Source organism: Stenotrophomonas sp. KH_052 (genome assembly GCF_057838755.1).
The window spans coordinates 2,927,410-2,949,664 of record NZ_CM174475.1 but is presented as its reverse complement, the minus strand read 5'-3'; the positions used below and the strand labels follow the sequence as shown (position 1 = coordinate 2,949,664).

At 65.8% G+C, this 22,255-nt stretch carries 17 protein-coding genes, 7 tRNA genes and 1 pseudogene; 13 read left to right on the top strand and 12 right to left on the bottom strand.

All coding sequences use genetic code 11. The annotated features are described in order from the left end of the window. Positions 1 to 745: 745 nt before the first annotated feature. The 4 genes from AC3ITW_RS13585 (at position 746) to AC3ITW_RS13570 (ending at position 6,246) form a co-directional block, all read left to right on the top strand. Positions 746 to 961: a hypothetical protein gene (locus tag AC3ITW_RS13585; protein WP_006374014.1), complete on the top strand. Its 216-nt coding sequence runs from the start codon at positions 746 to 748 to the stop codon at positions 959 to 961. Positions 962 to 1,168: 207 nt separating this feature from the next. Further along, entirely contained in the window at positions 1,169 to 3,556 is a 2,388-nt protein-coding gene (locus AC3ITW_RS13580) for a Tex family protein (protein ID WP_100468855.1), read from the top strand. Positions 3,557 to 3,763: 207 nt separating this feature from the next. Next, positions 3,764 to 5,953, top strand: a complete 2,190-nt coding sequence (locus AC3ITW_RS13575) for a PAS domain S-box protein (RefSeq protein WP_489389638.1) — start codon at positions 3,764 to 3,766, stop codon at positions 5,951 to 5,953. Positions 5,954 to 6,015: 62 nt separating this feature from the next. After that, a complete protein-coding gene (locus AC3ITW_RS13570; protein ID WP_489389637.1) occupies positions 6,016 to 6,246 on the top strand; it encodes a hypothetical protein in 231 nt (76 codons plus the stop codon). Positions 6,247 to 6,285: 39 nt separating this feature from the next. On the opposite strand, the gene AC3ITW_RS13565 is transcribed toward AC3ITW_RS13570, so the two are convergent. Further along, a complete protein-coding gene (locus AC3ITW_RS13565) occupies positions 6,286 to 7,374 on the bottom strand; it encodes a DUF5694 domain-containing protein (RefSeq protein WP_489389636.1) in 1,089 nt (362 codons plus the stop codon). On the opposite strand from AC3ITW_RS13565, the gene AC3ITW_RS13560 reads away from it, so the two are divergent. Beyond that, positions 7,373 to 8,074 carry a GNAT family N-acetyltransferase gene (locus AC3ITW_RS13560; protein WP_232053948.1) on the top strand — a complete coding sequence of 234 codons (702 nt, stop codon included), beginning with the start codon at positions 7,373 to 7,375 and terminating at the stop codon, positions 8,072 to 8,074. The genes AC3ITW_RS13565 and AC3ITW_RS13560 overlap by 2 nt on opposite strands. A 255-nt stretch (positions 8,075 to 8,329) precedes the next feature. Further along, a complete protein-coding gene (locus AC3ITW_RS13555; protein WP_100468853.1) occupies positions 8,330 to 10,156 on the top strand; it encodes a methyl-accepting chemotaxis protein in 1,827 nt (608 codons plus the stop codon). Here the strand turns inward: AC3ITW_RS13555 and AC3ITW_RS13550 are convergent. The 3 genes from AC3ITW_RS13550 to AC3ITW_RS13540 form a co-directional block, all read right to left on the bottom strand. Then, positions 10,153 to 11,592 (bottom strand): GGDEF domain-containing protein, encoded by a 1,440-nt coding sequence (locus AC3ITW_RS13550; protein WP_065724531.1) that lies wholly within the window; start codon positions 11,590 to 11,592, stop codon positions 10,153 to 10,155. The genes AC3ITW_RS13555 and AC3ITW_RS13550 overlap by 4 nt on opposite strands. A 115-nt stretch (positions 11,593 to 11,707) precedes the next feature. Beyond that, positions 11,708 to 12,250: a GNAT family N-acetyltransferase gene (locus AC3ITW_RS13545; RefSeq protein WP_489389635.1), complete on the bottom strand. Its 543-nt coding sequence runs from the start codon at positions 12,248 to 12,250 to the stop codon at positions 11,708 to 11,710. 71 nt (positions 12,251 to 12,321) lie between these two features. Further along, positions 12,322 to 12,407, bottom strand: a tRNA-Leu gene (locus tag AC3ITW_RS13540). 132 nt (positions 12,408 to 12,539) lie between these two features. On the opposite strand from AC3ITW_RS13540, the gene AC3ITW_RS13535 reads away from it, so the two are divergent. Next, positions 12,540 to 12,920 (top strand): response regulator, encoded by a 381-nt coding sequence (locus tag AC3ITW_RS13535; protein ID WP_006373810.1) that lies wholly within the window; start codon positions 12,540 to 12,542, stop codon positions 12,918 to 12,920. 10 nt (positions 12,921 to 12,930) lie between these two features. Here the strand turns inward: AC3ITW_RS13535 and AC3ITW_RS13530 are convergent, their stop codons facing one another. Further along, the gene (locus tag AC3ITW_RS13530; RefSeq protein ID WP_006373808.1) at positions 12,931 to 13,887 is read right to left on the bottom strand and encodes an SOS response-associated peptidase family protein; all 957 of its coding nucleotides are present in this window, start codon (positions 13,885 to 13,887) and stop codon (positions 12,931 to 12,933) included. Positions 13,888 to 13,964: 77 nt separating this feature from the next. Here AC3ITW_RS13530 and AC3ITW_RS13525 point away from each other — a divergent pair, with 77 nt between their 5' ends. Further along, complete coding sequence (locus AC3ITW_RS13525; RefSeq protein WP_006373806.1) at positions 13,965 to 14,381, top strand: GNAT family N-acetyltransferase; 417 nt, start codon at positions 13,965 to 13,967, stop codon at positions 14,379 to 14,381. Positions 14,382 to 14,521: 140 nt separating this feature from the next. Here AC3ITW_RS13525 and AC3ITW_RS13520 read toward each other — a convergent pair. The 7 genes from AC3ITW_RS13520 to AC3ITW_RS13490 form a co-directional block, all read right to left on the bottom strand. Then, positions 14,522 to 14,597 (bottom strand) — tRNA-Glu (locus AC3ITW_RS13520). A gap of 47 nt (positions 14,598 to 14,644) precedes the next feature. Continuing rightward, positions 14,645 to 14,720: transfer RNA gene (locus tag AC3ITW_RS13515), tRNA-Ala, on the bottom strand. Between the two features lie 42 nt (positions 14,721 to 14,762). After that, positions 14,763 to 14,838 (bottom strand) — tRNA-Glu (locus AC3ITW_RS13510). A 49-nt stretch (positions 14,839 to 14,887) separates the two neighbouring features. Beyond that, positions 14,888 to 14,963: transfer RNA gene (locus AC3ITW_RS13505), tRNA-Ala, on the bottom strand. A gap of 185 nt (positions 14,964 to 15,148) precedes the next feature. Beyond that, positions 15,149 to 15,224, bottom strand: a tRNA-Glu gene (locus AC3ITW_RS13500). Between the two features lie 54 nt (positions 15,225 to 15,278). Beyond that, positions 15,279 to 15,354: transfer RNA gene (locus tag AC3ITW_RS13495), tRNA-Ala, on the bottom strand. Between the two features lie 103 nt (positions 15,355 to 15,457). Further along, positions 15,458 to 15,856: a heavy metal-responsive transcriptional regulator gene (locus AC3ITW_RS13490; protein WP_006373782.1), complete on the bottom strand. Its 399-nt coding sequence runs from the start codon at positions 15,854 to 15,856 to the stop codon at positions 15,458 to 15,460. 186 nt (positions 15,857 to 16,042) lie between these two features. On the opposite strand from AC3ITW_RS13490, the gene AC3ITW_RS13485 reads away from it, so the two are divergent. The 5 genes and pseudogenes from AC3ITW_RS13485 to adiC all read left to right on the top strand — a co-directional run bounded on the left by AC3ITW_RS13485 (position 16,043) and on the right by adiC (position 22,244). Further along, entirely contained in the window at positions 16,043 to 17,110 is a 1,068-nt protein-coding gene (locus AC3ITW_RS13485; protein WP_006373781.1) for a GlxA family transcriptional regulator, read from the top strand. Positions 17,111 to 17,190: 80 nt separating this feature from the next. Continuing rightward, positions 17,191 to 17,994 carry a TlpA disulfide reductase family protein gene (locus AC3ITW_RS13480; RefSeq protein ID WP_006373780.1) on the top strand — a complete coding sequence of 268 codons (804 nt, stop codon included), beginning with the start codon at positions 17,191 to 17,193 and terminating at the stop codon, positions 17,992 to 17,994. A gap of 30 nt (positions 17,995 to 18,024) precedes the next feature. Then, positions 18,025 to 18,867 (top strand): thiol:disulfide interchange protein DsbG, encoded by an 843-nt coding sequence (gene dsbG / locus AC3ITW_RS13475; RefSeq protein WP_012511408.1) that lies wholly within the window; start codon positions 18,025 to 18,027, stop codon positions 18,865 to 18,867. Between the two features lie 513 nt (positions 18,868 to 19,380). Continuing rightward, positions 19,381 to 20,814, top strand: coding sequence for a DcaP family trimeric outer membrane transporter (locus tag AC3ITW_RS13470; protein WP_489389634.1), 1,434 nt, complete (start codon positions 19,381 to 19,383; stop codon positions 20,812 to 20,814). A 76-nt stretch (positions 20,815 to 20,890) separates the two neighbouring features. After that, positions 20,891 to 22,244 (top strand): annotated as a pseudogene (gene adiC, locus AC3ITW_RS13465) (arginine/agmatine antiporter). Positions 22,245 to 22,255 lie beyond the last annotated feature (11 nt).

The window sequence follows — 22,255 nt, the reverse complement described above, 5'->3', positions numbered from 1 at the left end:
TGGCTGGCGATGTTTGGTCGCCAAATGCAAAACCGTCGCGCTGGACGGTCGGGTTGGGCTCGCGGGGGACGCCGTGAACCCGTCCATGGGGGCTTGGCCGCGGCATCCATGCCGCGGACACCCCCGCGAACCCAACCCGACCGTCCTCTGACAGATGGCGATGGCCTGCACCACCCACGGAGAAGAAAAAGAACAGCAGAAGCGGGTCGCGCGCTGCGCTTGCTTGTATAGAGCCGAGCCTGCGGTCGGCTTCGCGGACTGGCCTGAAAGCAGCCGAGCGTGGGCTCGGCTCTACAAAAAGCGGCCAGCCAGGCTGCTTTTGCTTTTGATCTTCTTTTTTCTTCTCCGTGTGTGGCAGACGCAGCAGAAATCTGTCAGCGGCCGGGTGGGTGGGGCTGGCGGGGTATCCGCGGCATGGATGCCGCGGCCAAGCCCCCAGGGACGGGTTCACGGCGTCCCCGCCAGCCTCGCCCACCCGGCCAGCCCACAGGAAACCGGCTTTCCGCGATCATCCCAAACCACCCACGAGGGGCTGCGCCGTTTGCTGGAAACCCCCGATTCGTTAGCCGAAAGTTAAAGATCCGTAAGCATTCTGCTGCGATCCCGCAGTCATCTGCATGCAACCGATCGTCATTAGCCTTCGTGACGTTCCAGTCAGGTTCGACGCGGTAAGCTCTTCCTCGATGAGCTCGCAGCATCGCTCATCGAGTGCAGTACGCAGTAGCAATTTGGAGGAAGACATCACATGGCAATCGTTCTTTATGTCGGTGGTAGCAAGGATGGCGAGAAGGGCGTGGTGCCCTACGGCTTCAGTAAATCCCGCGCCGACACCGCGCTGGGGCCGGAGTTCTACACGGAGCGGTTCATGGAACTGCAGGGTGTCGGCAAGGTCCGCCTGATGGCCCTGGAAAGCATGCGTGACGAGATCGTCATGCAGCGTGCCGCCCGCCACTACCGCTGACCTTCGCAACATGCGGCAGGGCGCGCCCACCATCGTGCGCCCGCGCCGGCATCCCAGCCCAGGGCCAGTCCGAGCCCTCTCTTTGCCAGGATGCCGGCGTCCAATCCGGTCCCGCCGCTGAACCTCGCCCCCTGTCAATGCCTTGTCCGGCTCCGTCGTGGATTGCCAGAATGGGGTCTTCCCGTACCGCGGCACAGACCTGAAGCAATGCACGACGCCAAGAACGCCCAGAGCGCGCTCGCCCAGCAGATCGCCCAGACCATCGCCGACGAGATCGGTGCCCAGTCCACCCAGGTACGCGCCGCTGTCGGCCTGCTCGACGAGGGCGCCAGCGTCCCGTTCATCGCGCGCTACCGCAAGGAAGTGACCGGAGGCCTGGACGACACCCAGCTGCGCAACCTGGAAACCCGCCTCACCTACCTGCGTGAGCTGGAAGACCGCCGCGCCGCCGTGTTGTCCAGCATCGGCGAGCAGGGCAAGCTCAGCGACGAGCTGCGCAACGACATCCTGGCCGCCGATACCAAGAGCCGGCTGGAAGACCTGTACCTGCCGTACAAGCCCAAGCGCCGTACCCGTGCACAGATTGCCCGCGAGGCCGGCCTGGAACCGCTGGCCGATGGCCTGCTGAACGACCCGACGCGGGACCCGCAGGTCTTTGCCGCTGGTTTCGTCGACACCGACAAGGGTGTGGCCGACACCAAGGCCGCACTGGAGGGCGCGCGCGCGATCCTGATGGAGCGCTGGGGTGAAGACGCCGCGCTGGTCGGTGAACTGCGCACGTGGCTGGGCGAGACCGGGGTGATCCGTGCCCGCGTGGCCGAGGGCAAGGAAACCGAAGGCGCCAAGTACCGCGATTATTTCGAACACGCCGAAGCGCTGGCGAAGATTCCCTCGCACCGCCTGCTGGCACTGTTCCGCGCACGCCGCGAGGAAATCCTGTTCCTGGAGCTGGACCCGGGCAGTGATGCCGAGGCTGGCCACCAGTACGCGGAAGGCCGTGTGGCGCGCAAGGCCCGCATTGCCGACCAGGGGCGCGCTGGCGACCGCTGGCTGCTGGATGCCTGTCGCCTGACCTGGCGCGCCAAGCTGCATACCCATCTGCTGCTGGACCTGTTCAACCAGGCCCGCGAAAAGGCCGAGGCCGAAGCCATCGCGGTGTTCGGTGACAACCTGAAGGACCTGCTGCTGGCCGCGCCGGCCGGCCCGAAGACCGTGCTCGGGCTGGACCCGGGCATCCGCACCGGCTGCAAGATCGCCGTGGTCGATGCTACCGGCAAGCTGGTCGCCACCGAGACCATCTACCCGCATGAGCCGCGCCGTCAGTGGGAGCAGTCGCTGCAGACCATCAAGCAGCTGTGCGCCAAGCACAACGTGGAACTGATCGCGATCGGCAACGGCACCGCCAGCCGCGAGACCGACAAGCTGGCCGGTGAGGCGATCAAGGCCGCGGCCAACCCGAAGCTACAGAAGGTGGTGGTCAGCGAGGCCGGTGCTTCGGTGTACTCGGCCTCGGAGTTCGCGGCCAAGGAATTCCCGGGCCTGGACGTGTCGCTGCGCGGTGCGGTGTCGATCGCGCGCCGCCTGCAGGACCCGCTGGCCGAGCTGGTGAAGATCGAGCCCAAGGCGATCGGTGTCGGCCAGTACCAGCACGACGTGGACCAGTACCGCCTGGCACGGGCGCTGGACGCACGCGTGGAGGACTGCGTGAACGCGGTTGGCGTGTACGTGAACACCGCGTCGGCGGCGCTGTTGTCGCGCGTGTCTGGTCTCTCCTCGACGGTGGCCGAGAACATCGTGCGCCATCGTGACGACAACGGCCCGTTCAAGCGCCGCAAGGACCTGCTGAAGGTGTCGCGGCTGGGCGAGAAAACCTTCGAGCAGTGCGCCGGCTTCCTGCGCATCGCCGATGGCGACGAACCGCTGGACGCGTCGGCGGTGCACCCGGAAGCCTACCCGGTGGTCGAGCGCATCGTGGCCAGCACCGCGCGCCCGATCAAGGCGCTGATCGGCGATGGCAGCTTCCTGCGTGGACTGAAGGCCGAGCAGTTCACCGACGCGACCTTCGGTGTTCCGACCGTGCGCGACATCCTCAAGGAAATGGAAAAGCCGGGCCGTGACCCGCGTCCGGAGTTCAAGGCGGCGCGCTTCGCCGAGGGCGTCGAGGACATCAAGGATCTGCGCGAGGGCATGGTGCTGGAGGGCGTGGTCAGCAACGTCGCGGCCTTCGGCGCCTTTGTCGATATCGGCGTGCACCAGGACGGCCTGATCCACATTTCGGCGCTCTCCGATACGTTCGTGAAGGACCCGCGCGACGTGGTCAAGGCCGGCGATATCGTCAAGGTGAAGGTGCTGGAGGTGGACGTGGCGCGCAAGCGCATCGCCCTGACCCGGCGCTTGGACGACACCCCGGGCCAGGCCACCAGCCGCCCGGGCCGGCGCGATGAGCGCAGCCAGGGCCAGGGGCCGCGTCGTGACGCAGGTGGCCAGAACCGTGGCCCCAACCGCAGCCCGGGCAATGGTGGCCGCGGCGGCCAGTCGGCGGCGCCGGCCAACAATGCCCTGGCAGACGCCTTCGCCCGCGCCAAGCGCAGCTGAGGAGCGTGTCCCCCGTCACGGTTGATCCGGGGCGGGGGACTTGTCGATTTTCCCCGTGATTGCGCACACTTGCGCCTGAGGGGGGCGTGTGGCCTCCCCGCTGTCTCTGGGGAGGGCCATGACGCCAGCACGACCCGTCGTCTTAATTGACGTCTGCAGCGCCCTGCTGCGGCCGGAGGCTGCCTGCGCGTCCCGGGGAACGGGTTGATGGCCGGCCAGGGAAGCAACGGCAACGGGCTGCTGGAGCGGCGCCTGCAGGAGCTGGCCGAAGAACGCCGCCGGCTGGCGATGATCATCGACGGCACCGCCGCCGGCACCTGGGAATGGAACGTGCAGACCGGCGAGATGCGGGTCAACGCGCGCTGGGCCGAGATCGTCGGCTACCGGCTGGAAGAACTGGAGCCGGTGTGCCAGAAGACCTTCCTGACGCTGGTCCATCCCGACGATATCGCCCTGTCCGACGCGGCGCTCGAGGACCACTTCGAAGGCCGCAGCGACAACTACGTCTGCCTGTTGCGCATGCGCCACAAGAACGGCCAGTGGATGTGGATCCACGACCGTGGCCGCGTGTTTGAATGGGACGGGCAGGGACAGCCGCTGTGGATGGCCGGTGCGCATGCTGATGTGACCGAACTGCAGCAGGCACGCCAGGATGCGGCCGAGACCCGGCAGCGACTGCAGGCGGTGGTCGACGCCTCAGACGAGGTTGCGGTGATCGCCACCGATATCGACGGCACGATCACCCTGTTCAATACCGGCGCACAGCGCCTGCTCGGCTACACCGCCGAGGAGGTGGTTGGCCAGCGGCGCCTGGATGCGTTCCATGACCCGGACGAGTTGAGCGCCTGGCTGCAGCCGCTGGCGGGCGACGACGGCGAGCTACCTGGCGTGTTCGAGGCGCTCAGTGCCCGCGCCGATGGGCAGACCTATTCGCGGCAATGGACGCTGCGTCGCAAGGATGGCCAGTCACGCCAGGTCCGCCTGTCGATCAGCCGCATGGATGGCGCCGATGGCACGCGCATCGGCTACGTCGGCATGGCGATCGACATCACCGAGATCCTGCAGGCGCGCGCCGAAGCACGGCTGTCGGCGGAGAAGTTCGCCGGTGCGTTCACCTCGGCTGCACTGGGCATGGCACTGGTGTCGCTGGAAGGACGCTGGCTGGATGTCAACGACGCGCTGTGCCGGATCCTCGGCTATCCACGCGAAGAACTGCTGCAGGTGGATTTCCAGCGCCTGACCCATCCCGATGACCTGCAGACAGATCTGGCCCTGGTGCAGGACCTGCTGGCCGGGCGGCGCAGTCACTACCACCTGGAAAAGCGTTATCTCGATCGCGATGGAAAGGTGATCTGGGCGCGGCTGTCGGTGTCGCTGGTGCGCAGCGAACGCGGCGAGCCTGTGCATTTCGTGTCGCAGATCCAGGACATCAGCGCCCAGCGCAGCAGTGAGCAGCGCTTGTTCGAAAGTGAGCAGCGCAGCCGCATCACTCTTGATGCGGTCGCCGACCTGGTGCTCAGTGTCAGCCTCGATGGCCGCATCGACTATGCCAATGCGGCTGCGGTGCGTACCTTGGCCGGTGATGGCGCGCTGTCGCTGGCTGGGCACAAGGTGCAGGACGTGCTGGCGTTGACCACCGAGTACGCGCCTGGATCGGTGCTGGATGTCTCGGTGCTGCTGGATCCGGAAAGCAACGCAGTGGACCTGCACGCCGACCTGCTGTTGCGGCTGGGCACGGCGACCATACCGGTGGACCTCACCCGCGCCTGGCTTCGCGATGACGAAGGCCGGGTGCGCGGCGCGGTGTGGGTACTGCGCGACGATACCCAGCAGCGTGCACGCCAGCGCGAGGCGCGACACCTGGCCGAAATCGACCCGTTGACCGAGCTGAGCAACCGCCGCGGCTTCGAGGTGCACCTGCAGCAGGCGATCACCCGTGTCGAGCGCACGGGCCAGGCCGCGTCGTTGATGTACATCGACCTGGATCGCTTCAAGCCGGTCAACGACACCTGGGGCCACCTGGCCGGCGATGCGGTGCTATGGGCGGTGGCCAGCGTGCTGCGCCATGGCGTGCGCGATTCGGATGTGGTGGCACGGCTGGGGGGGGATGAGTTCGCGGTGATCCTGTCCGGCTGTACGCCGCGGCGTGCCGCGCGTATCGGCGGCGAACTGCTGCATACCCTGGCGTCGCTGTCGATTCCGTGGGACCAGGACCGCCTGCATGTCGGGGCCAGCATCGGCATCGCGCCGCTGGCTGGCGGCATGAGCGTGGACCAGGCGGTGGCTGCCGCCGACGCCCAGTGCTACCGGGCCAAGGCGATGGGACGCAACAACGTGCAGGTGCAGGGTGAGGCCAGTGAGCTGCCCGGCGACGACGCGGATGCGGCCGAAGGCTGATCTCAGCCTGTGAGAGGACGCGCGCGAATACTGCGCGCACATCCACTCATGCAGGTGATCCCATGAAGGTCTGGAACCCGGTTGCGATGCGGGCCTACGCCCCGGCGATGGTGGGCTGGTGCCTGGCGCTGGCGGCCTGCCTGCGTCTGGAAGAGGTGCGCGACGATCTGCACGCGCAGGCATTGCTGCCGGTCCTGCAGGGCGGTGCCATCGCCCTGCTGGTGTTCACGCTGTCCTGTATCGGCGGGGCCAGCATCGTGTTGTGGCGGGCAGGCCGGAGCGCGGTGGAGTGATGCGGCGGATGGTCACCGCATCTCCCATGTCATGGTGCGTCAACGCAGCACTTCATCCGAACTGACCAGCTGCACGTCGTGCATCAGGTTGAGATAGGCCTCGTAGTAGCCCTTGTGCGAGGCACCGACGATGGTCAGCATGCGGGTACCCGGCTGTTGGCCGAGTACGTCGCGCATGTTGGCGACCATGCGCAGGTTGCGGGTTTCCCAATAGCCCACGTAGTTGCGGCCGAAGCCTTCCGGCGAGGGCTCGACCAGCGTCGCGCCGAAGTCGCTGTTGTAGGCGACCATCGCGGTTTCAGGCGTGTTGTAGGCGCGATACATCGCGAGCAGTCCGTCTGGCTGGGCAAGGTTGGCTTCCAGTCGTTCATCAGCGGCCCTGCGTGCCTTGACGATGGGATTGTCCCAGGCGCCCCGGATGGCCGCTGCATAGGCCTTCTGCTGGGATGCCGGCGTCGGCGAATCCGCAGTGTGGTCGTCGACCGACCACAGGCGCTCCAGCCCCAGGCGTGCGGCGAGCACGCCGGCCACCAGGCCGGCCTCGTTGCGGCGGGCCATGCGCGTGTCGAGGAACTGCACCAGCTCTGGTGTCAGGCTGTCGGAGGCACGTCGCTCTTCCTTGGGCAGCCGCAGCCATTGGACGACTGCCGAACTGCTTTCGCCCGCGGCCAGGAACACTGCGGCCAATCGGCGTCGCTGGGCAGCGGTTGGCGCCTTCGGCCAATCCGCAAGCAAGCGCTCCATCTCTACGTTGGCGCTGGGAACGTCGAGGCCGGTGGCGGCCTGTGCCGGCGCCGGATCGATGCAGTAGCCCTCGACACTTTCGGCGTATCGGGCCGGATTGCGGCGCATGAAATCGCACTGCAGGCCGGAGAGGTTCTCGATCGCGATCGCGGTCGGCTTCCAGGCCTCCAGCCGCTTCAGCAGTGGCTCCAGCATCGCCGGTTCGAAGGTCTTCGGCAGGCTGGACAGATGCGGGCTGCCCAACACCAGCACCTCGTTCGGGCGTCCGGCGGGTGGGCCCTTCAGCTGGTCGGGATGGAAGGTCGGCCGGTAGCCGGCATCGGCAGCCAGGGCGCCGGTACTGCACAGGCCCAGGAAGAGGTAGCTGGCCAAGCGTGGAAGCATGTTGATCTCCGTGTCCGTGAACGTCCTGCAGGTCACTGCATGCTGGCCGTTTCCCTGTATCCGGGAACCTCCCGTTGGTCATGTAAACCCTTTTGCCTTGCGTTGCATCAGCCTGCTGGGCGAGGCTGTATTCCATGGACAGGTGGTGCATGACATGACATCCGGCAACTGGATGATCGATAGCGCGCGGTTGCGCCTTCGGCCTTTCACGGCCGCGGATGCGGATGAGGCGTTCGCAGCGATCACGCCGGGGCTGACCCGTTACATGGCGTTCGAGCCGCCGCCGTCGAAGGAGGCCTTCGCTGTGGTCTGGCAGGCGTGGTTGCCAACCATCGCCTCGGGCACGGACATCACCTTCGTCATCCGCCGGCGTGACGATGGCGCCTTCCTTGGCTTGGCTGGCCTGCATCGCAGCAGAGACGCCGAGCCCGAACTCGGCATCTGGATCAGCGAGGCGATGCATGGGCAGGGCTACGGCCGGGAAGCCGTATCGGCGGTGTGGTCGCGGGCCTCCGCACACCTGCGATGCGCGGCCTTCCGCTACCCGGTGGCGGAGCAGAACGCGCCGAGCCGGCGCCTGGTCGAATCGCTTGGCGGCATGCCCGTCGCGCGTGAGAAGAATGTGAAGTACACGGCAATTGTCTACCGCATTCCTGCGGCAAAGCATGGAGATGCGACGGGCGTCGCGGAATCCGGTTAAAGCCGCCGACGGCATCGCCGATATCCCCTCTGGATCCCGCTCCAGTCACCCGCTGCAGGACCCCCGGCTGCCCCCGATGGGCGGCCCGCGCCGTGTGTTCCGCCGCTCCCAGATGCTGATCGCGCCCGCACCAGACGTTCTTGCCAGCCGCTCGAGGGGTGCCAGCCGGCACCTGTAGTCCCAGGCAACTGATGTTGCCGCCGGGCATCCCGCCCGTCGGATCGCAACCGCTTACCGGACACCGAGGATCAGACAATGCTCATTCCAGGCTTCACGGCGGGCGCGCAGGCGCCGGCCGAGCTGCATACCCGTTGGTCTCCCTGGCGCGCGCTGTTGGGTGCGTTGGCTCCCCGGCATCGGCCCAGTACCGAGCTGGCGGCGAACGACCGCGCCGAGCTTGAGGCGCAGGTCGCGGCGCTGCACCGCGTGCAGGCGGTCATCGAGTTCGGGCTCGACGGCACCATCCTGCAGGCCAACGACAACTTCCTGCAGGCAATGGGGTATCGGCTGGAAGAGATCCAGGGCAAGCATCATTCGTTGTTCGTCGATCCAGAGCACGCCGGCAGCACCGAGTACCGCGACTTCTGGGCGCGGCTGGGGCGCGGCGAGTATGACGCCGGGCAATACCGGCGCTTCGGCAAGGGCCAGCGTGAGATCTGGATCCAGGCCTCGTACAACCCGGTGCTGGACCGCCAGGGACGCCCCTACAAGGTGGTCAAGTTCGCTACCGACATCACCGCGCAGAAACTGCAGGCGGCGGACTCGGCCGGGCAGCTGGCAGCGATCGGCAAGTCGCAGGCGGTGATCGAGTTCAGCATGGATGGCCGCATCCTCTCGGCCAACGACAATTTCCTCGCCACCACCGGTTACAGCCTGGACGAGGTGCGTGGACAACACCACTCGTTGTTCGTCGAACCCGACCACCGCAGCAGTGAAGCGTACCGGCAGTTCTGGCAGAAGCTCGGACGCGGCGAATACGATGCCGGGCAGTACCGGCGCCTCGGCAAGGGCGGGCGCGAGGTCTGGATCCAGGCGTCCTACAACCCGATCCTTGACCTCAACGGGAAGCCGTTCAAGGTCGTCAAATACGCTACGGACATCACCGCGCAGGTACATGAAAACCAGGCCATGCAGCGGGCGGTGGCGCAGACCCGTGAAGTGGTGGCAGCAGCCAAGGGCGGCGATCTGACCCAGCGCGTGGCCACGGCCGACAAGCGTGGCCCGATCGCTGAGCTGTGCGAGGGTGTGAACTCGCTGGTCGAGGCGATGGCGGCCATCATCGGCCAGATCAAGTTCGCCGCCGACACCATCGCGGTGGGCGCGACCGAGATCGCGCAGGGCAACAGCGACCTGTCGCAGCGCACCGAGCAGCAGGCGGCCTCGCTGGAGGAAACCGCGGTGTCGATGAAGGGGCTGGCCGAGACCGTGCAGCGCACTGCCACCAATGCGCGGCAGGCCAGCCAGCTTGCCGGTGGTGCTGCCGATGTCGCGGCGAAGGGCGGCAGCGTGGTGCATGAAGTAGTCGAGACCATGGCGGTGATCAACACCTCGTCGCGGCGCATCGTCGATATCATCGGCGTGATCGACGGGATCGCCTTCCAGACCAACATCCTGGCGCTCAATGCAGCGGTGGAGGCTGCACGTGCCGGCGAACACGGCCGTGGCTTTGCCGTGGTCGCCACCGAGATCCGCGAACTGTCGCAGCGTTCGGCCAGCGCGGCCAAGGAGATCAAGCACCTGATCGACGAGTCGGTCGCCAACGTCGGCGCCGGTACCGCGCAGGTCGAGAGTGCCGGCCGGACCATGGACGAGATCGTGGTCAACGTGCGTCGGGTCAGCGATCTGATGACCGAGATCAGCACCGCCGCGCAGCAGCAGAGCGACGACATCCAGCAGATGAACCATGCGGTCGACCTGATTGATCAGGGCACCCAGCAGAACGCAGCGCTGGTCGAGGAGGCGTCGGCGGCGGCGCGCAGCATGGAGGAGCAGTCGGCGCAGCTGCTGCACACCGTGGCCGGTTTCCGCGTGCAGGGCGCGGCCGGGCATCTGCACGGGGCAGCGGTGCTGCGCGCGGTCTAGGCGCGCCGGTCGGGCCGTTCGCTCCCGGCCGTGGCGGCCGGGGCGCCGTGCACACGGTTGCGCCCGGCGTGCTTGGCCCGGTACAGGGCCTGGTCGGCGCGGTCGACCAGGTCGCGCGGATCGCCATTCTCGCGGGCGGCCTGCCAGGCTACGCCGATGCTGATGGTGACGACGGCTTCGGCCGCCGGCAGGCCGGCGGTTTCGACTGCCGCGCGCAACCGTTCGCCCAGGCTCAGGGCATGGGTGATATCGGGCGAGGGCAGGGCGGCGATGAACTCTTCGCCGCCATAACGGGCCAGCAGGTCGTCACCGCGTTGCAGGCAACCATCAAGGATCCCGGCGACCGCGCGCAGCCGGCGGTCACCTTCCGGGTGGCCATAGGTGTCATTGAGCCGCTTGAAGTGGTCGATGTCGATCATCAGCACGGCCAGGCCCAGCCCTTGGCGGCGTGCGCGGCGATGGGCGCTGCCGAGTGATTCGTCGAAGTTGCGCCGGTTGCCCAACCCGGTCAATGGATCGCGTCGAGCCAGTGCTTCCAGTTCGTCACGCTGGCGCTGGATCTCGACCTGGGTCAGCACGCTGCGTAATGCATAGCCGAGCATGGCGCCGATGAAGCCGACGATTGCCAGTGTTGGATGCAGGCGTGAGACCAGCAGTGCCACCATCATCAGCAACAGGGGCAGCATCAATGGAACACCAGCATCGACGACACGGCGCAGATTGCGCGATACCGCTACCGCGGGCGGCCGCCATGGGCTGCCTGCCATCACTGCGAGCAGTACGAACAGGCCACTGATCAACAGGTCACCCCAGCCGCCGTCGGGCACCTGGGGCTGGTAGTGATTGATGTAGAACGCGAGTAGAAAATAACCCAGCGCATAGGTCGTCAGGGTACGGAAGAAGTCACGCCGATCGGCATTGTCTTCGGCCAGGAAGCGGATCAGCGCGAAGCAGAATACGAGACCGTTCTGCACGGTGCTCATCGCGTTCAGACCCTGCATCCACAGGGCTGCATCCAGGTGCACCAGCGCCCGCGTGTGCACGTAGTACAGCAGCCAGAGCACGGCAATGATCGACAGGTCCACGGCGCGCACGTAGCGGTTGCCGCCCCCAGGGCTGGCCGCCACGTAGGTCAGCGGTATCCGGTAGAACACGTAGAGGATCAGCGACGACAGTGGCATCTGTGCCTGCCCGCCGCCATCCGCGATGCGGTACAGCTGGGCCAGCAGGGCGATCGAGAACAGGCCGACGGCGAAGCCGAGCAGCCGCCACTTGCAGGCGGCCCGGCTGTCGCGGGCACGCCGCACACATGCCAGCGCCGCCAGAAGGGGGGCAGCCATCAACAGCAGGAAGGAGCCTATCGGGTCCTGAGGGCCGATCAGAGCAATGACAAGCGCGTGCGTGACCAGAAAAAACAGTGCAGCACGCAACGTCATGCATTCCCCCGCCCCCAGGTCCGGCTGCCCTCAAGATAGGCAGATGCACGTGAGGCTTGCAAGAAAAGTGTGCGCTGCGTCCATTGGCAACGTTGTCAGTGGTTGCCGTTGTGTTTCAGCACGATGACGCGGTGTTCTCGATGTGTGCGTACATCCAGTAGTCAGCGGTCTGGCCGCGGACCTGGCGATAGGCGCGGAGCAGTCCCTCGCGCTGCATGCCGATGCGTTCCAGCACGGCGATCGAACGGGTATTGCTGTCCAGTACCGTGGCCTGGATGCGGACGAGCGCCAGTGTGGTACAGCCCCAGGCCAGTACGGCGCGCGCCGCGTTCGTGGCCAGTCCCTGTCCATGCCAGCGGGGATCGAGGTCATACGCGAGCTCGGCGCGGCGATGCTGAAGATCGATTCCGTTCAGGCCTACGGTGCCGATCAGCAGGTTGTCTGCATCGGCCAGTGCCCAGCGCCGGTCGACCGGCGAAGCTGTGTAGCTGCTGATCAGGTGGCGTAGTGCTTCTGGAGAAACGTCACCCCAGCTGGTGTGTTCGGTCACGCCGGGCAGCGAAAGATAGCGCGACCAGGCGACAGCATCATCCGGCCGCAATGAGCGCAGGCGCGTGGGCGGGGTGTCGGGAAGCAAGGGGTGCAAAGGGGCGGGCATGGCTGCCAGTGTCGGCGTTCCAAACCCGGAAATGCAAAAAGGCCAGGTCGGGGACCTGGCCTTTGATGCAGTGGTGCCGGTGAAAGGACTCGAACCTTCATGGGGTCACCCCCGGCTGATTTTGAGTCAGCTGCGTATACCATTCCGCCACACCGGCAGGCAGCGTGCGAGTGTAACCGAGGTCGGCAGGGCTTTCATAGGGGGAGGGGCGATCGGGGCGCATCCTGTCGGCTTCGACCCCATGGTGGCTATACTGCGGCCGCATGTATGCCTCCAGGAGCGGTAGCCGATGACAGTGTTGCAGGACCTGAGGGTGCTGGTGGTCGAGAACGACGAGATGAGTGCTGCCTTGCTGCAGATGCAGCTGGTGCATGCCGGCGCGACTGTGGTCGGGTTGGCGGCGGGCGTGGCCGAAGCGCTGCGTCTGTTGGAAGATTCGGCGCCGGACGTGGCGCTGCTGGACTATCGCCTTGCCCGCAATGAAACCAGCGAGCCTGTCGCAGCTGCGCTGTCGGCGCGTGGCGTACCGTTCGTGCTGGCCACAGGGATGCTGGCCGAGCAGTTGCCGGAGTCGATGCTGGCCGGTGTGCTGCTGGTCAAGCCGTACCTGTCGGCGGATCTGAGCCAGGCGCTGGCGCGCGCGGTGGGGCGCTCCAGCGCGAAGGCCTGAGCCGCGCCGCTCAGGCGACTTCCTCGTACACGTAGCGGATATCCTCGCGGTCATCGAGAATTCGGTACTGCCGCGCCAGGTCGTCCGGATCGGGATTGAGCCAGGCGTCAAGATGTTCCTTGCGGATGGGCACTACGCCGCGATCATGGCCAGCCGCAGCAACGTCGCCGGGCGGTGTGTCGGTGATGGTGGCGAATGACAGCAGGCGGCCCTCCGGGCCCTCCCATTCCGCCCACAGGCAGGCCAGCAGCAGGTCGCGCGGTGGATCGGGACGGAACTCCAGCACCACGTCCTGTTCCTTCTCGTCTGCGCCGAGCGTGCGTCCCGTGATGGCATGGCGCGGCACGTGCTCGTAGAACGCCTGCACCACCACCACGCCGTGGCGCAGGCCGAACGCACCACGCCAATAGCCTTCCAGGCTGTCGCGCCGCGCGTTGTAGGTACCGGGGTAGAGCACATCGTTGCGTGCGGGCTTGTCGGGAAGCCGGCACTGGTAGCGCATCGGCTTGATCACCCGCTTGCCGTTCTCGCTGATCATCACCGGCGCATAGGTGCCAGGGAAAATCCTGTTGTCGCGTGGCAGCAGTTGCACCCGGTGCAGGTCTTCAAGCCGGGCTTGCGCGCGCTCGATGCGGTTGCCGGCCACGCGCAGGTCGTTGCGTGCTTTCTGGGTAGGGCGGGTCGCCAGAGTGGCGTTGGCGACATCGCGCCGCTCGCGCTGGCGGGTCAGATCCGCTTCCAGTTCGCGCTGCTCCTGCGCATGCCACTGCTGGATCTTCGCCACGATGTCGCGGCCCTGCTCGGTGCGTGCAGCAGCGAAGCCGTCATCCATCGCCTTGGGTGTCTTCGGTCGCTTCTTGCCCGGATCGTGCGCGTACAGCTCCGCGAATTCTTCCAGCGACAGGATGGCGCCGAACTCCCGCACCAGCTTGGCGTAGTCGGCGCGGATCAGGGCGGAATAGCACATGGGGAATCTGCCGGGATGGATCGCAGCAAGTGCGACGGGGATGCGGCAGGATAGCCCGACCTATAGGGAGATACCGCATGAATGATTCCGCCACCTGCCAGTTCCGCGAGGCTGTGCCAACCGTCGAGGGCTACTGCCAGTTGCGCGTGCTGGCCGGCCTGAGTGCCAAGACCGCGGAGGCCGCGGAGCGTGCGCTGCCCAATACCCTGTTCGGTGTGTGTGCCTACCAGGGCAACGAGCTGGTGGCGATGGGGCGGATCGTTGGTGATGGCGGATGCCACCTTCAGGTCTGCGATATCGCGGTGTTGCCGCGCCTGCAGGGGCAGGGCCTGGGCAAGGAAGTGATGCGGCGCCTGAGCGAGTGGATGCAGGGCAACCTGCCGCCGTCGGCCTATGTAAGCCTGTTGGCCGATGGCGAGGCGCATCGGCTGTACGCGCAGTTCGGTTTTGCACCAACGGCACCGGCATCGATCGGCATGTATCGGCGGTTCTGAGGCGCAGTCCAGCGTTTTCCATCCACACATGGCATGGATCTACTGCAGAGTCGGGGTAGATCCACGCCATGCGTGGATGCGTTCCGCCAGCAGATCGCAGGCAAAGAAAAACCCCGGTCGAAACCGGGGTTTTCAAGAATTGGCGTCCCCACGGGGATTCGAACCCCGGTCGCCACCGTGAAAGGGTGATGTCCTAGGCCTCTAGACGATGGGGACGCACGAAAACTTCAAGTTGTAGATTCTTCGACGGCCTAATGTCGAAGTGGTGGAGCCAAGCGGGATCGAACCGCTGACCTCCTGCATGCCATGCAGGCGCTCTCCCAGCTGAGCTATGGCCCCATGAAACATCGGATTCTGCTGGGAGCAGAGTCCGTTTGAAACTGGCGTCCCCACGGGGATTCGAACCCCGGTCGCCACCGTGAAAGGGTGATGTCCTAGGCCTCTAGACGATGGGGACGCACGAAAAACTTCAAGTTGTAAAACCTTCGACGGCCTAATGTCGAAAGTGGTGGAGCCAAGCGGGATCGAACCGCTGACCTCCTGCATGCCATGCAGGCGCTCTCCCAGCTGAGCTATGGCCCCGTGTTACCGAGCCGCCCATCATACCTGCGTGTTCACATTTGTGGAAGCTTTTTTTTAAGCTTTTTTCGTTCCGGATCAACCGTAGCCACGAGGGCAGGGGAACCGCAACGCCACAACCTGAATACCGGTGGACGGTGAACAAAAAAGACCCGGTTATCGGCCGGGTCCTCGTTGTTCGTGATGAGTGGCGTCCCCACGGGGATTCGAACCCCGGTCGCCACCGTGAAAGGGTGATGTCCTAGGCCTCTAGACGATGGGGACGCAATTCTCATCAATGTTCTTTAGCGACCTTTCGACGGCCTAATGCCGAAAGATTGGTGGAGCCAAGCGGGATCGAACCGCTGACCTCCTGCATGCCATGCAGGCGCTCTCCCAGCTGAGCTATGGCCCCACGTCGCTGAGGAGCGAAATAATAGCCTTGCCCCAGGGGGTTGGCAAGCATTTGTTGCACTTTTCTTCACGTCGATTGCGACGTGGATGTCGCTCGCCTCGGCTCATGCAGTGTCGTCGGTCAGCGCGGCCAGGATCGGGCATTGATCCAGCGTGCCGTGCCCCGGGCAGGCATCGACCAGTTGTGACAGCGCGTTGTGCATGCGCTGCAGTTCGGCCATCCGCTGCGCGATATCCAGCAGGCGTGCCTGGGCCGTGTCGCGGACGCTGCCCATGTCCTGCTGGTGGCGATCACTGAGCGCGAGCAGCTCGCCGATTTCTTCCAGGCTGAAGCCCAGTGATTTGGCCCGGCGGATGAAGCGCAGCCGGCGCAGGTCCTGCTCACCGAAGATGCGGTAGCCACCGGCCGAACGTGCGGCGGTGGGCAGCAGCTGCTGGCGCTCGTAGTAGCGGACCGTATCGATGGGCACGCCAGCCTGGCGGGCCAGTTGTCCAATGTTCATGGCTGATTCCTGCGGGTGCTGCCGGACATTGTGAAGCCTTGAGTCTGGTCAAGAGTCAAGACTTCGTCCCGAGACGCGTATTCAGCGCACTTTGCAACTTTCTTCATAGCCCTGCCGTTGGACCAGTTCCTACCCTTCGCCTGAACCGGCCATTCGATGGCCTGCAACGAACCGAGGAGGTGGTCTGTGGAAGGATTCAGGAACGAAGGATTCGTCGAGGTCGCGGTGGTCGAGTACCCGGGAGGCGATCCCTCGGCCGCCTCGGTGCTGGCCGAGATGGCGCACGTGGCCAATCGCCTGGCCCAGCAGCAGCGCCGGCCGTTCAAGCGCGTGCTGGTTACCCGCTGGATCGTGCCAGCCAGCCAGACCGGCGTGCATCGCATTGCCGGGGCGGAAATGCTCGACGCCGCCATTCCCGCGGTAATCGCGGTGCCGGGCCAGATCAGCCCCGGCGCCTGCCTGCGTGCCGACGAGATCCTGCTGGACTGGTTGCGGGCTCATTACGACGGCGGCAGCCTGCTGGCCGCCGCCAGTGATGGTGTCAGCGTACTGGCCCGCGCCGGATTGCTGGCCGGGCGTACCGTCAGCGGACCTGATCTGGCGCGGCACCCCGGCCTGCAGGCACAGGCCGCCAGCTGGGTGCCGAGTGAACGTGCACTGGTCGATGATGGCGATCTGCTGACCGTCGGCGGTTCGCAGGCCTGGCGCTTCCTGGGGCTGCGCCTGCTGTACCGGTTGCACGGGCAGGGCGTGGCCAGCGCGGTGGCACAGCAGTTGGGGATCACCGTGCCGGCGACGATTCAGCAGGATCTGGAGCGTTTCAGCGCCAATTTCGCCCATGGCGATCGTGATGTGCTGAAAGCGCAGCGCTGGCTGCACACCACAGCAGCACGCGGCGCCACTCTCGCCGCGATCTGCGAGATCGCCGGGCTGGAGCCGCGGACGCTGCAGCGGCGATTCCTGCGGGCCACGGGGCTGCGCCCCATCGAATACTGCCAGCGATTGCGCATCGCCAAGGCACAGACCCTGCTCCAGCAGGGGGCAGGCATCGATGAAGTGGCCTGGGGTGTGGGCTACGCGGATCAGAGTGCTTTCCGACGCCTGTTCCTGCGCATCGTTGGCATGACGCCGGCCAATTATCGCCGCCACGTCAACAGCAAGCGGCGTGAGCGGCCGTTGATGCCATCGGTGGCGGGCAGCCTGCGCGGCCTGCCGGTCCCCTCGGCACTGCAGTTGGGACGCAGTGCGGCTTAGCACCTGATCAGATGTCGCGCTTGCAACGTGGGCGCGTCCCTTCGACCATGCAGCCAGTGGACGAATGAGCAGGTGAGCTGATGTCGAGTGTTGGGCCGGTGCCGATGCCGGTGGTATTGATTCTCGCGTGCGTGCTGCTGGCGATGGCCGTGGCCCATTTGTGGCCACGCCGGAAGGACGGGGGGCCGCTGCCCTCGGCGGCAAGCATGGTGCTGGACATGTTGCTGATTGGCCTGCTTTGTGGCCGCATCAGTTTCGTCGCCTTGAACCTTGCCCTGTATCGCGAAGCGCCCTGGAGCATTCTGCAGATCGCAGACGGCGGCTATCACCTGCCGGTAGTGCTTGTTGCCGGACTGGCGTGGGGGCTGTGGCGGTTGCGGCGTTGGCGCGCCCTGCGTGCGCCGGTTCTGGTCGGCGCATTGATGGGGGTGCTGCTATGGGCGGGCGGCAGCCAGATGCTGTCCGCCTGGCAGGAACGGCAGATGCCGCTGCCGACGTTGCAGGTGGCTGATCTTCAGGGCGGGAAGGTTGATCTGCAGCAGTTCCGGGGAAAACCGCTGGTGCTGAATCTCTGGGCGACCTGGTGCGGGCCCTGCCGGCGCGAGATGCCGGTGCTGGCGGCCGCACAGCAGGCACACGCGGATGTGCAGTTCGTGTTCCTCAACCAGGGAGAAACCCTGGGCGAGGTCCAGGGTTTCATCGCTGGCGAGCGACTCATGCTCGGCAACGTGTTGCTTGACGATGACGCTGCAGCATCCACCGTGCTCGGCGTGCAGGCCTACCCATCGACCCTCTTCTTCGATGCCGAAGGACGCCTGCGCGAACTGCACCTCGGCGAACTGACTGCAGCGGGTCTTGAACACAAACTGCGCCGGCTGCGGTAGCCTGCGCGGGCATCTCACTACGGAGTTCCCATGTTGTCGACTTCCCTGCGCACCGTTCCTGCGGTGCTGTTGCTGCCGGTCATGCTGGCGTTGGCCGCCTGCAGCCAGGCACAGACACCGCCGGGCAAGACTGCCGCGGCACCGGCAGCAAGTGCTGCGGTCTCCGCCGTCAAGGGCGACCGCCCGGCTGTGCTGAAGGGCATCGAGAAGCATGGCTTCGAGGTCGTTGCCGAATTCGACGCACCGGGCGGCCTGCGCGGCTTTGCCGGCGTGGTCGGCGGCCAGCAGCCGGCCGCGGCCTACGTCACTGCCGATGGCAAGCACGTACTGGTTGGCAGCCTGTTCGATGCCGAGGGCAACGATGTGGCCGCCGAGGCCGTCGAGAAGCTGGTTGCGCAACCAATGTCGGCCAAGATGTGGACCAAGCTGGAGGCCAGTGCATGGGTGCGCGATGGCAAGGCTGATGCACCGCGCGTGGTCTACACCTTCAGCGATGCCAACTGCCCGTACTGCCACAAGTTCTGGGAAGCGGCGCGGCCGTGGGTCGATGCGGGCAAGGTCCAGCTGCGTCACATCATGGTCGGCGTGATCCGCGAAGACAGTCCGGCCAAGGCGGCAGCCATCCTCGCTGCGCGGGACCCGAGTGCAGCGCTGCTGCAGAATGAACATGAGTTCGATCGTGGCGGCATCAAGCCGCTGCCGAGCATCAGTCGCGAGATCGCTGGCAAGCTCGACGCGAACCAGGTGCTGATGCTGGAAATGGGCTTCCAGGGCACGCCGGGCATCCTGTTCCAGGATGCGCAGGGTCAGGTGCAGCGTCGCGCGGGCCTGCCGCAGGGGGCCGACCTGCAGACGGTGCTGGGCCCGCGCTGAGTCGCGACTCTCATCTCGAATGACCCACAGGCCCGCATGGCAGCATGCGGGCCTGTTGCTTTTCGTGATCAAAACGGACGTTGCGGCCTGCGCATGACTTGTTCGTCATCACGTCTGAATAGTGACTGACATCAAGCCTTGCGCTTTGATTCCAATCAAGGCCAAAAACGACAGGCAAATTAGCCTGTGAGGCATGGAATACAGCGTCAACGCGCGATGGATGCCGCGCTCGCCACGCCCTGATCGGGGTCAGCCGGCACAGCCATTCACGACAATCTCACCCCGTGCTTGTTACCCAGACCGCTGCGGTCGCCACCTCTCTGGCAGCGCGGCCTTGTTGGGGTCGACATTGGTGCGGGCAGGACAGTGTCATCGTCCTGCGGCCTGCGATGTGCAGGCTGACTGGTGTCGTCAACGCGGTATCCGCATTTCGAGCAACGGCAACGTGAGGCCGGAGTGGCGCATGCGTGCGTCCCGCCATCGCGCTGCAAGTGTTTGTCCAGGGAGGATGCAATGCGCTTGGCGGTAGTGAGTCTGGCCTGTTTGACCGCGTTGGCGATAACACCGGCGCATGCGCAGCAGGATGACCGGGAGGATGCGCAGGCCTTGCGGCGTGAGATCACGGCCATGCGGCAGGCACTTGAAGGCATGCAGCAGCGCTTGGACCGTCTCGAGCGGCATGATGGGGCTGCTGTATCCGCCAGCGCACCGCTGCCAGCGCCCGAGATCGCGCCCACCGGTAGTGCCAACCTGCTACACCCCACCCAGGTGCCGGGCGTGGCGCCGCCGGTGCTGCCACTGCGCGAATCGGTGGCCGATCCGTCCACCGCTGCGTCGCGTCCCGACAGTGCCGCTGGTCCGACCGATCCCGATCTGAAGGGCTTCTTCGCTATTCCAGGTACCGACACGGTGATCCGTATCGGCGGCTACGCCAAACTCGATGCCATCGCCGATTCGCGTGCGGCCGGCGACGAGGACCAGTTCATTCCGTCGTCGATGCCCGTGGGCGGCCGCCATCGTGACGTGTCCAACTTCAACATCCACGCCAAGCAGACCCGTTTCAGCTTCGAGGCACGGCGCCCGACCACGCATGGCAACCTGCGCTTCTACCTGGAGAATGATTTCTTCGGCAGCAGCGATGGCTACCAATTCCGCCTGCGCCATGCCTATGGCCAGCTCGGCAACACCTACGCCGGCTATGGCTATTCCAGTTTCATGGATCCGGACAGCCTGCCCGATACGCTGGACTTTGCAGGGCCCGGCGGCGCCGGTTACCTGCTGGTGGCAGGCATCCATCACAGCTTTGCGATGGGCAAGGGCAACACCCTGACCGTCGCCGCGGAAGATCCGAAGACCGAACTGGCCGGTGCCAGCGATGCGCGGGCTGCGGTCAACCGCTTGCCGGATGTGACGGTGACCGCGCGCATGGAGCGCGATTGGGGCCACCTGCAGCTCGGCGCGGTGGCACGCGGCCTGGCCTACGACGGGGAGGGCGAGCGCGATCGGCGCGCCGCCGGAGGCCTGCAGCTTAGTGGCTCGGCGGCGGTAGGCGAGCGCGACCTGCTGCTGTTCGGTGCCCTCGGCGGGCGCGGCCTCAGCCGTTACACCGCCGACCTGACCGGCTCCGGACTGGACGCGGTGGTCGGTGCCGATGGCCGCCTTGATGCGCTGGACCTGCACGGTGGATTCGTTGGCTACACCCACTACTGGTCCGAGCTGTGGCGTTCGAACCTGATCTTCGGCCAGCTGACCCTGGAGCGGAATGCCGCATTGGCGGCCGACGCATTCCGTCAGAGCCGCTACGGCGTGTTCAACCTGATCTGGAGCCCGGCACCGTCGTGGACGATGGGCATGGAGCTGCTGTACGGGCGCCTGGAACAGCAGAGCGGCGCGCGCGGCGACACGGTCCGGGTGCAGGGCAGCCTGCAATACAACTTCATCAAATAGGCGCAAGCGGTCGTACGCCAGCGTAACCGTCCCCACGCCCGGTTGTACCGGGCTCATGCCAGTACAGGAGATTGTCATGGCAGAAGCAAAGAAAATCGGGGTGGTCGGAGCCACCTTCCTCGTCGCCGGCAACATGATGGGCTCAGGCGTGTTCCTGTTGCCGTCCAGTCTGGCCAAGATCGGCACCGCCTCGATCTGGGGCTGGCTGATCACCACCGCCGGTGCGCTGCTGCTGGCCTTCGTATTCGCCAAGCTGGGCAAGCTGGCACCCAAGGCGGGCGGCCCCTATGCCTATGCACGTGACTGGTTCGGCCCGTACATGGGCTTCCAGACCAACACCATCTACTGGTTTGCCAACTGGATCGGCAACGTCGCCATTCCGATCGCGGCGGTGGGCTACTTCAGTTACTTCTTTCCGATCCTGTCCGAGCCGCTGGTACGCTGCATCGCGGTGCTGATCCTGGTATGGGCATTGAGCTTCGCCAACATGATCGGCCCGGCCTTCGTCAGCCGCGTGCAGACGGTCACCACCAGCTTCGCGCTGGTGCCGATCCTGGGCATCGCCATCTTCGGCTGGTTCTTCTTCGATGCCGACATCTTCAAGGGCGCCTACAACGTGTCCGGCGAGTCGAACTTCGGCGCGATCTCCAGTGCCGCGGCACTGACCCTGTGGGCCTTCATCGGCGTCGAATCCGCTTCGGTCACCGCCGGCGTGGTGGAGAACCCGGAAAAGAACGTGGCCCGCGCCACCCTGGCCGGCGTGTTCCTGGCCGCCATCGCCTACATCGCAAGCTCCTCGGTGATCATGGGCATGGTGCCCAATGGCGAGCTGCAGACCTTCTGATGCCCCGTTCGCACTGGCTGCCGCCAAGGCCGTCGGTGGCTGGGGCGGTGCGCTGGTGAGCCTGTGCGCCTTCATCGGCGCTGCCGGTTCGCTGGGCGGCTGGATCCTGCTGACCGCACAGAGTGCCAAGGCGGCCTCCGATGATGGCCTGTTCCCGAGCATCTTCAGCAAGACCAACAAGGACGACGTGCCGGTCAAGGGCGTGCTGATCGTGGCGGTGCTGATGACCCTGGCGGTGCTGGTCACCTCCACCTCGGAAACCGCGTCGGCCCAGTTCGACGTGATCACATCGGCGGCAGTGGTGCTGACCCTGCTGCCCTACATCTACTCGTGCGTGGCCTGCTACTTCGTGGTCGAACGTTCGCACACCCTCGTCCACACCGGTGCGTTCTGGACCCTGACCAGCCTGACCGTCGTGTACTGCCTGTGGGCGATCTACGGCTCGTCGGGAACCATCGTGCAGTACGCCTTCCTGTTCGTGCTGTTCATCACCGTGTTCTATCCCTTCTTCAGCGAGGAGCGCCGCCAGCAGCGGCAGCGCGCCCGCGAGGCATCGGCCATCAGCGCCGGCGCCCAGCGTTCCTGAGTTAGACAAGG

What these genes read in the sequence shown, in the direction of transcription:
- AC3ITW_RS13585 (WP_006374014.1), top strand. Translation starts at nt 746, where the DNA reads ATGGCAATCGTTCTTTATGTCGGTGGTAGCAAGGATGGCGAGAAGGGC.
- AC3ITW_RS13580 (WP_100468855.1), top strand. Translation starts at nt 1,169, where the DNA reads ATGCACGACGCCAAGAACGCCCAGAGCGCGCTCGCCCAGCAGATCGCC.
- AC3ITW_RS13575 (WP_489389638.1), top strand. Translation starts at nt 3,764, where the DNA reads ATGGCCGGCCAGGGAAGCAACGGCAACGGGCTGCTGGAGCGGCGCCTG.
- AC3ITW_RS13570 (WP_489389637.1), top strand. Translation starts at nt 6,016, where the DNA reads ATGAAGGTCTGGAACCCGGTTGCGATGCGGGCCTACGCCCCGGCGATG.
- AC3ITW_RS13560 (WP_232053948.1), top strand. Translation starts at nt 7,373, where the DNA reads ATGTTGATCTCCGTGTCCGTGAACGTCCTGCAGGTCACTGCATGCTGG.
- AC3ITW_RS13565 (WP_489389636.1), bottom strand. Translation starts at nt 7,374, where the DNA reads ATGCTTCCACGCTTGGCCAGCTACCTCTTCCTGGGCCTGTGCAGTACC.
- AC3ITW_RS13555 (WP_100468853.1), top strand. Translation starts at nt 8,330, where the DNA reads ATGCTCATTCCAGGCTTCACGGCGGGCGCGCAGGCGCCGGCCGAGCTG.
- AC3ITW_RS13550 (WP_065724531.1), bottom strand. Translation starts at nt 11,592, where the DNA reads ATGACGTTGCGTGCTGCACTGTTTTTTCTGGTCACGCACGCGCTTGTC.
- AC3ITW_RS13545 (WP_489389635.1), bottom strand. Translation starts at nt 12,250, where the DNA reads ATGCCCGCCCCTTTGCACCCCTTGCTTCCCGACACCCCGCCCACGCGC.
- AC3ITW_RS13535 (WP_006373810.1), top strand. Translation starts at nt 12,540, where the DNA reads ATGACAGTGTTGCAGGACCTGAGGGTGCTGGTGGTCGAGAACGACGAG.
- AC3ITW_RS13530 (WP_006373808.1), bottom strand. Translation starts at nt 13,887, where the DNA reads ATGTGCTATTCCGCCCTGATCCGCGCCGACTACGCCAAGCTGGTGCGG.
- AC3ITW_RS13525 (WP_006373806.1), top strand. Translation starts at nt 13,965, where the DNA reads ATGAATGATTCCGCCACCTGCCAGTTCCGCGAGGCTGTGCCAACCGTC.
- AC3ITW_RS13490 (WP_006373782.1), bottom strand. Translation starts at nt 15,856, where the DNA reads ATGAACATTGGACAACTGGCCCGCCAGGCTGGCGTGCCCATCGATACG.
- AC3ITW_RS13480 (WP_006373780.1), top strand. Translation starts at nt 17,191, where the DNA reads ATGTCGAGTGTTGGGCCGGTGCCGATGCCGGTGGTATTGATTCTCGCG.
- dsbG (WP_012511408.1), top strand. Translation starts at nt 18,025, where the DNA reads ATGTTGTCGACTTCCCTGCGCACCGTTCCTGCGGTGCTGTTGCTGCCG.
- AC3ITW_RS13470 (WP_489389634.1), top strand. Translation starts at nt 19,381, where the DNA reads ATGCGCTTGGCGGTAGTGAGTCTGGCCTGTTTGACCGCGTTGGCGATA.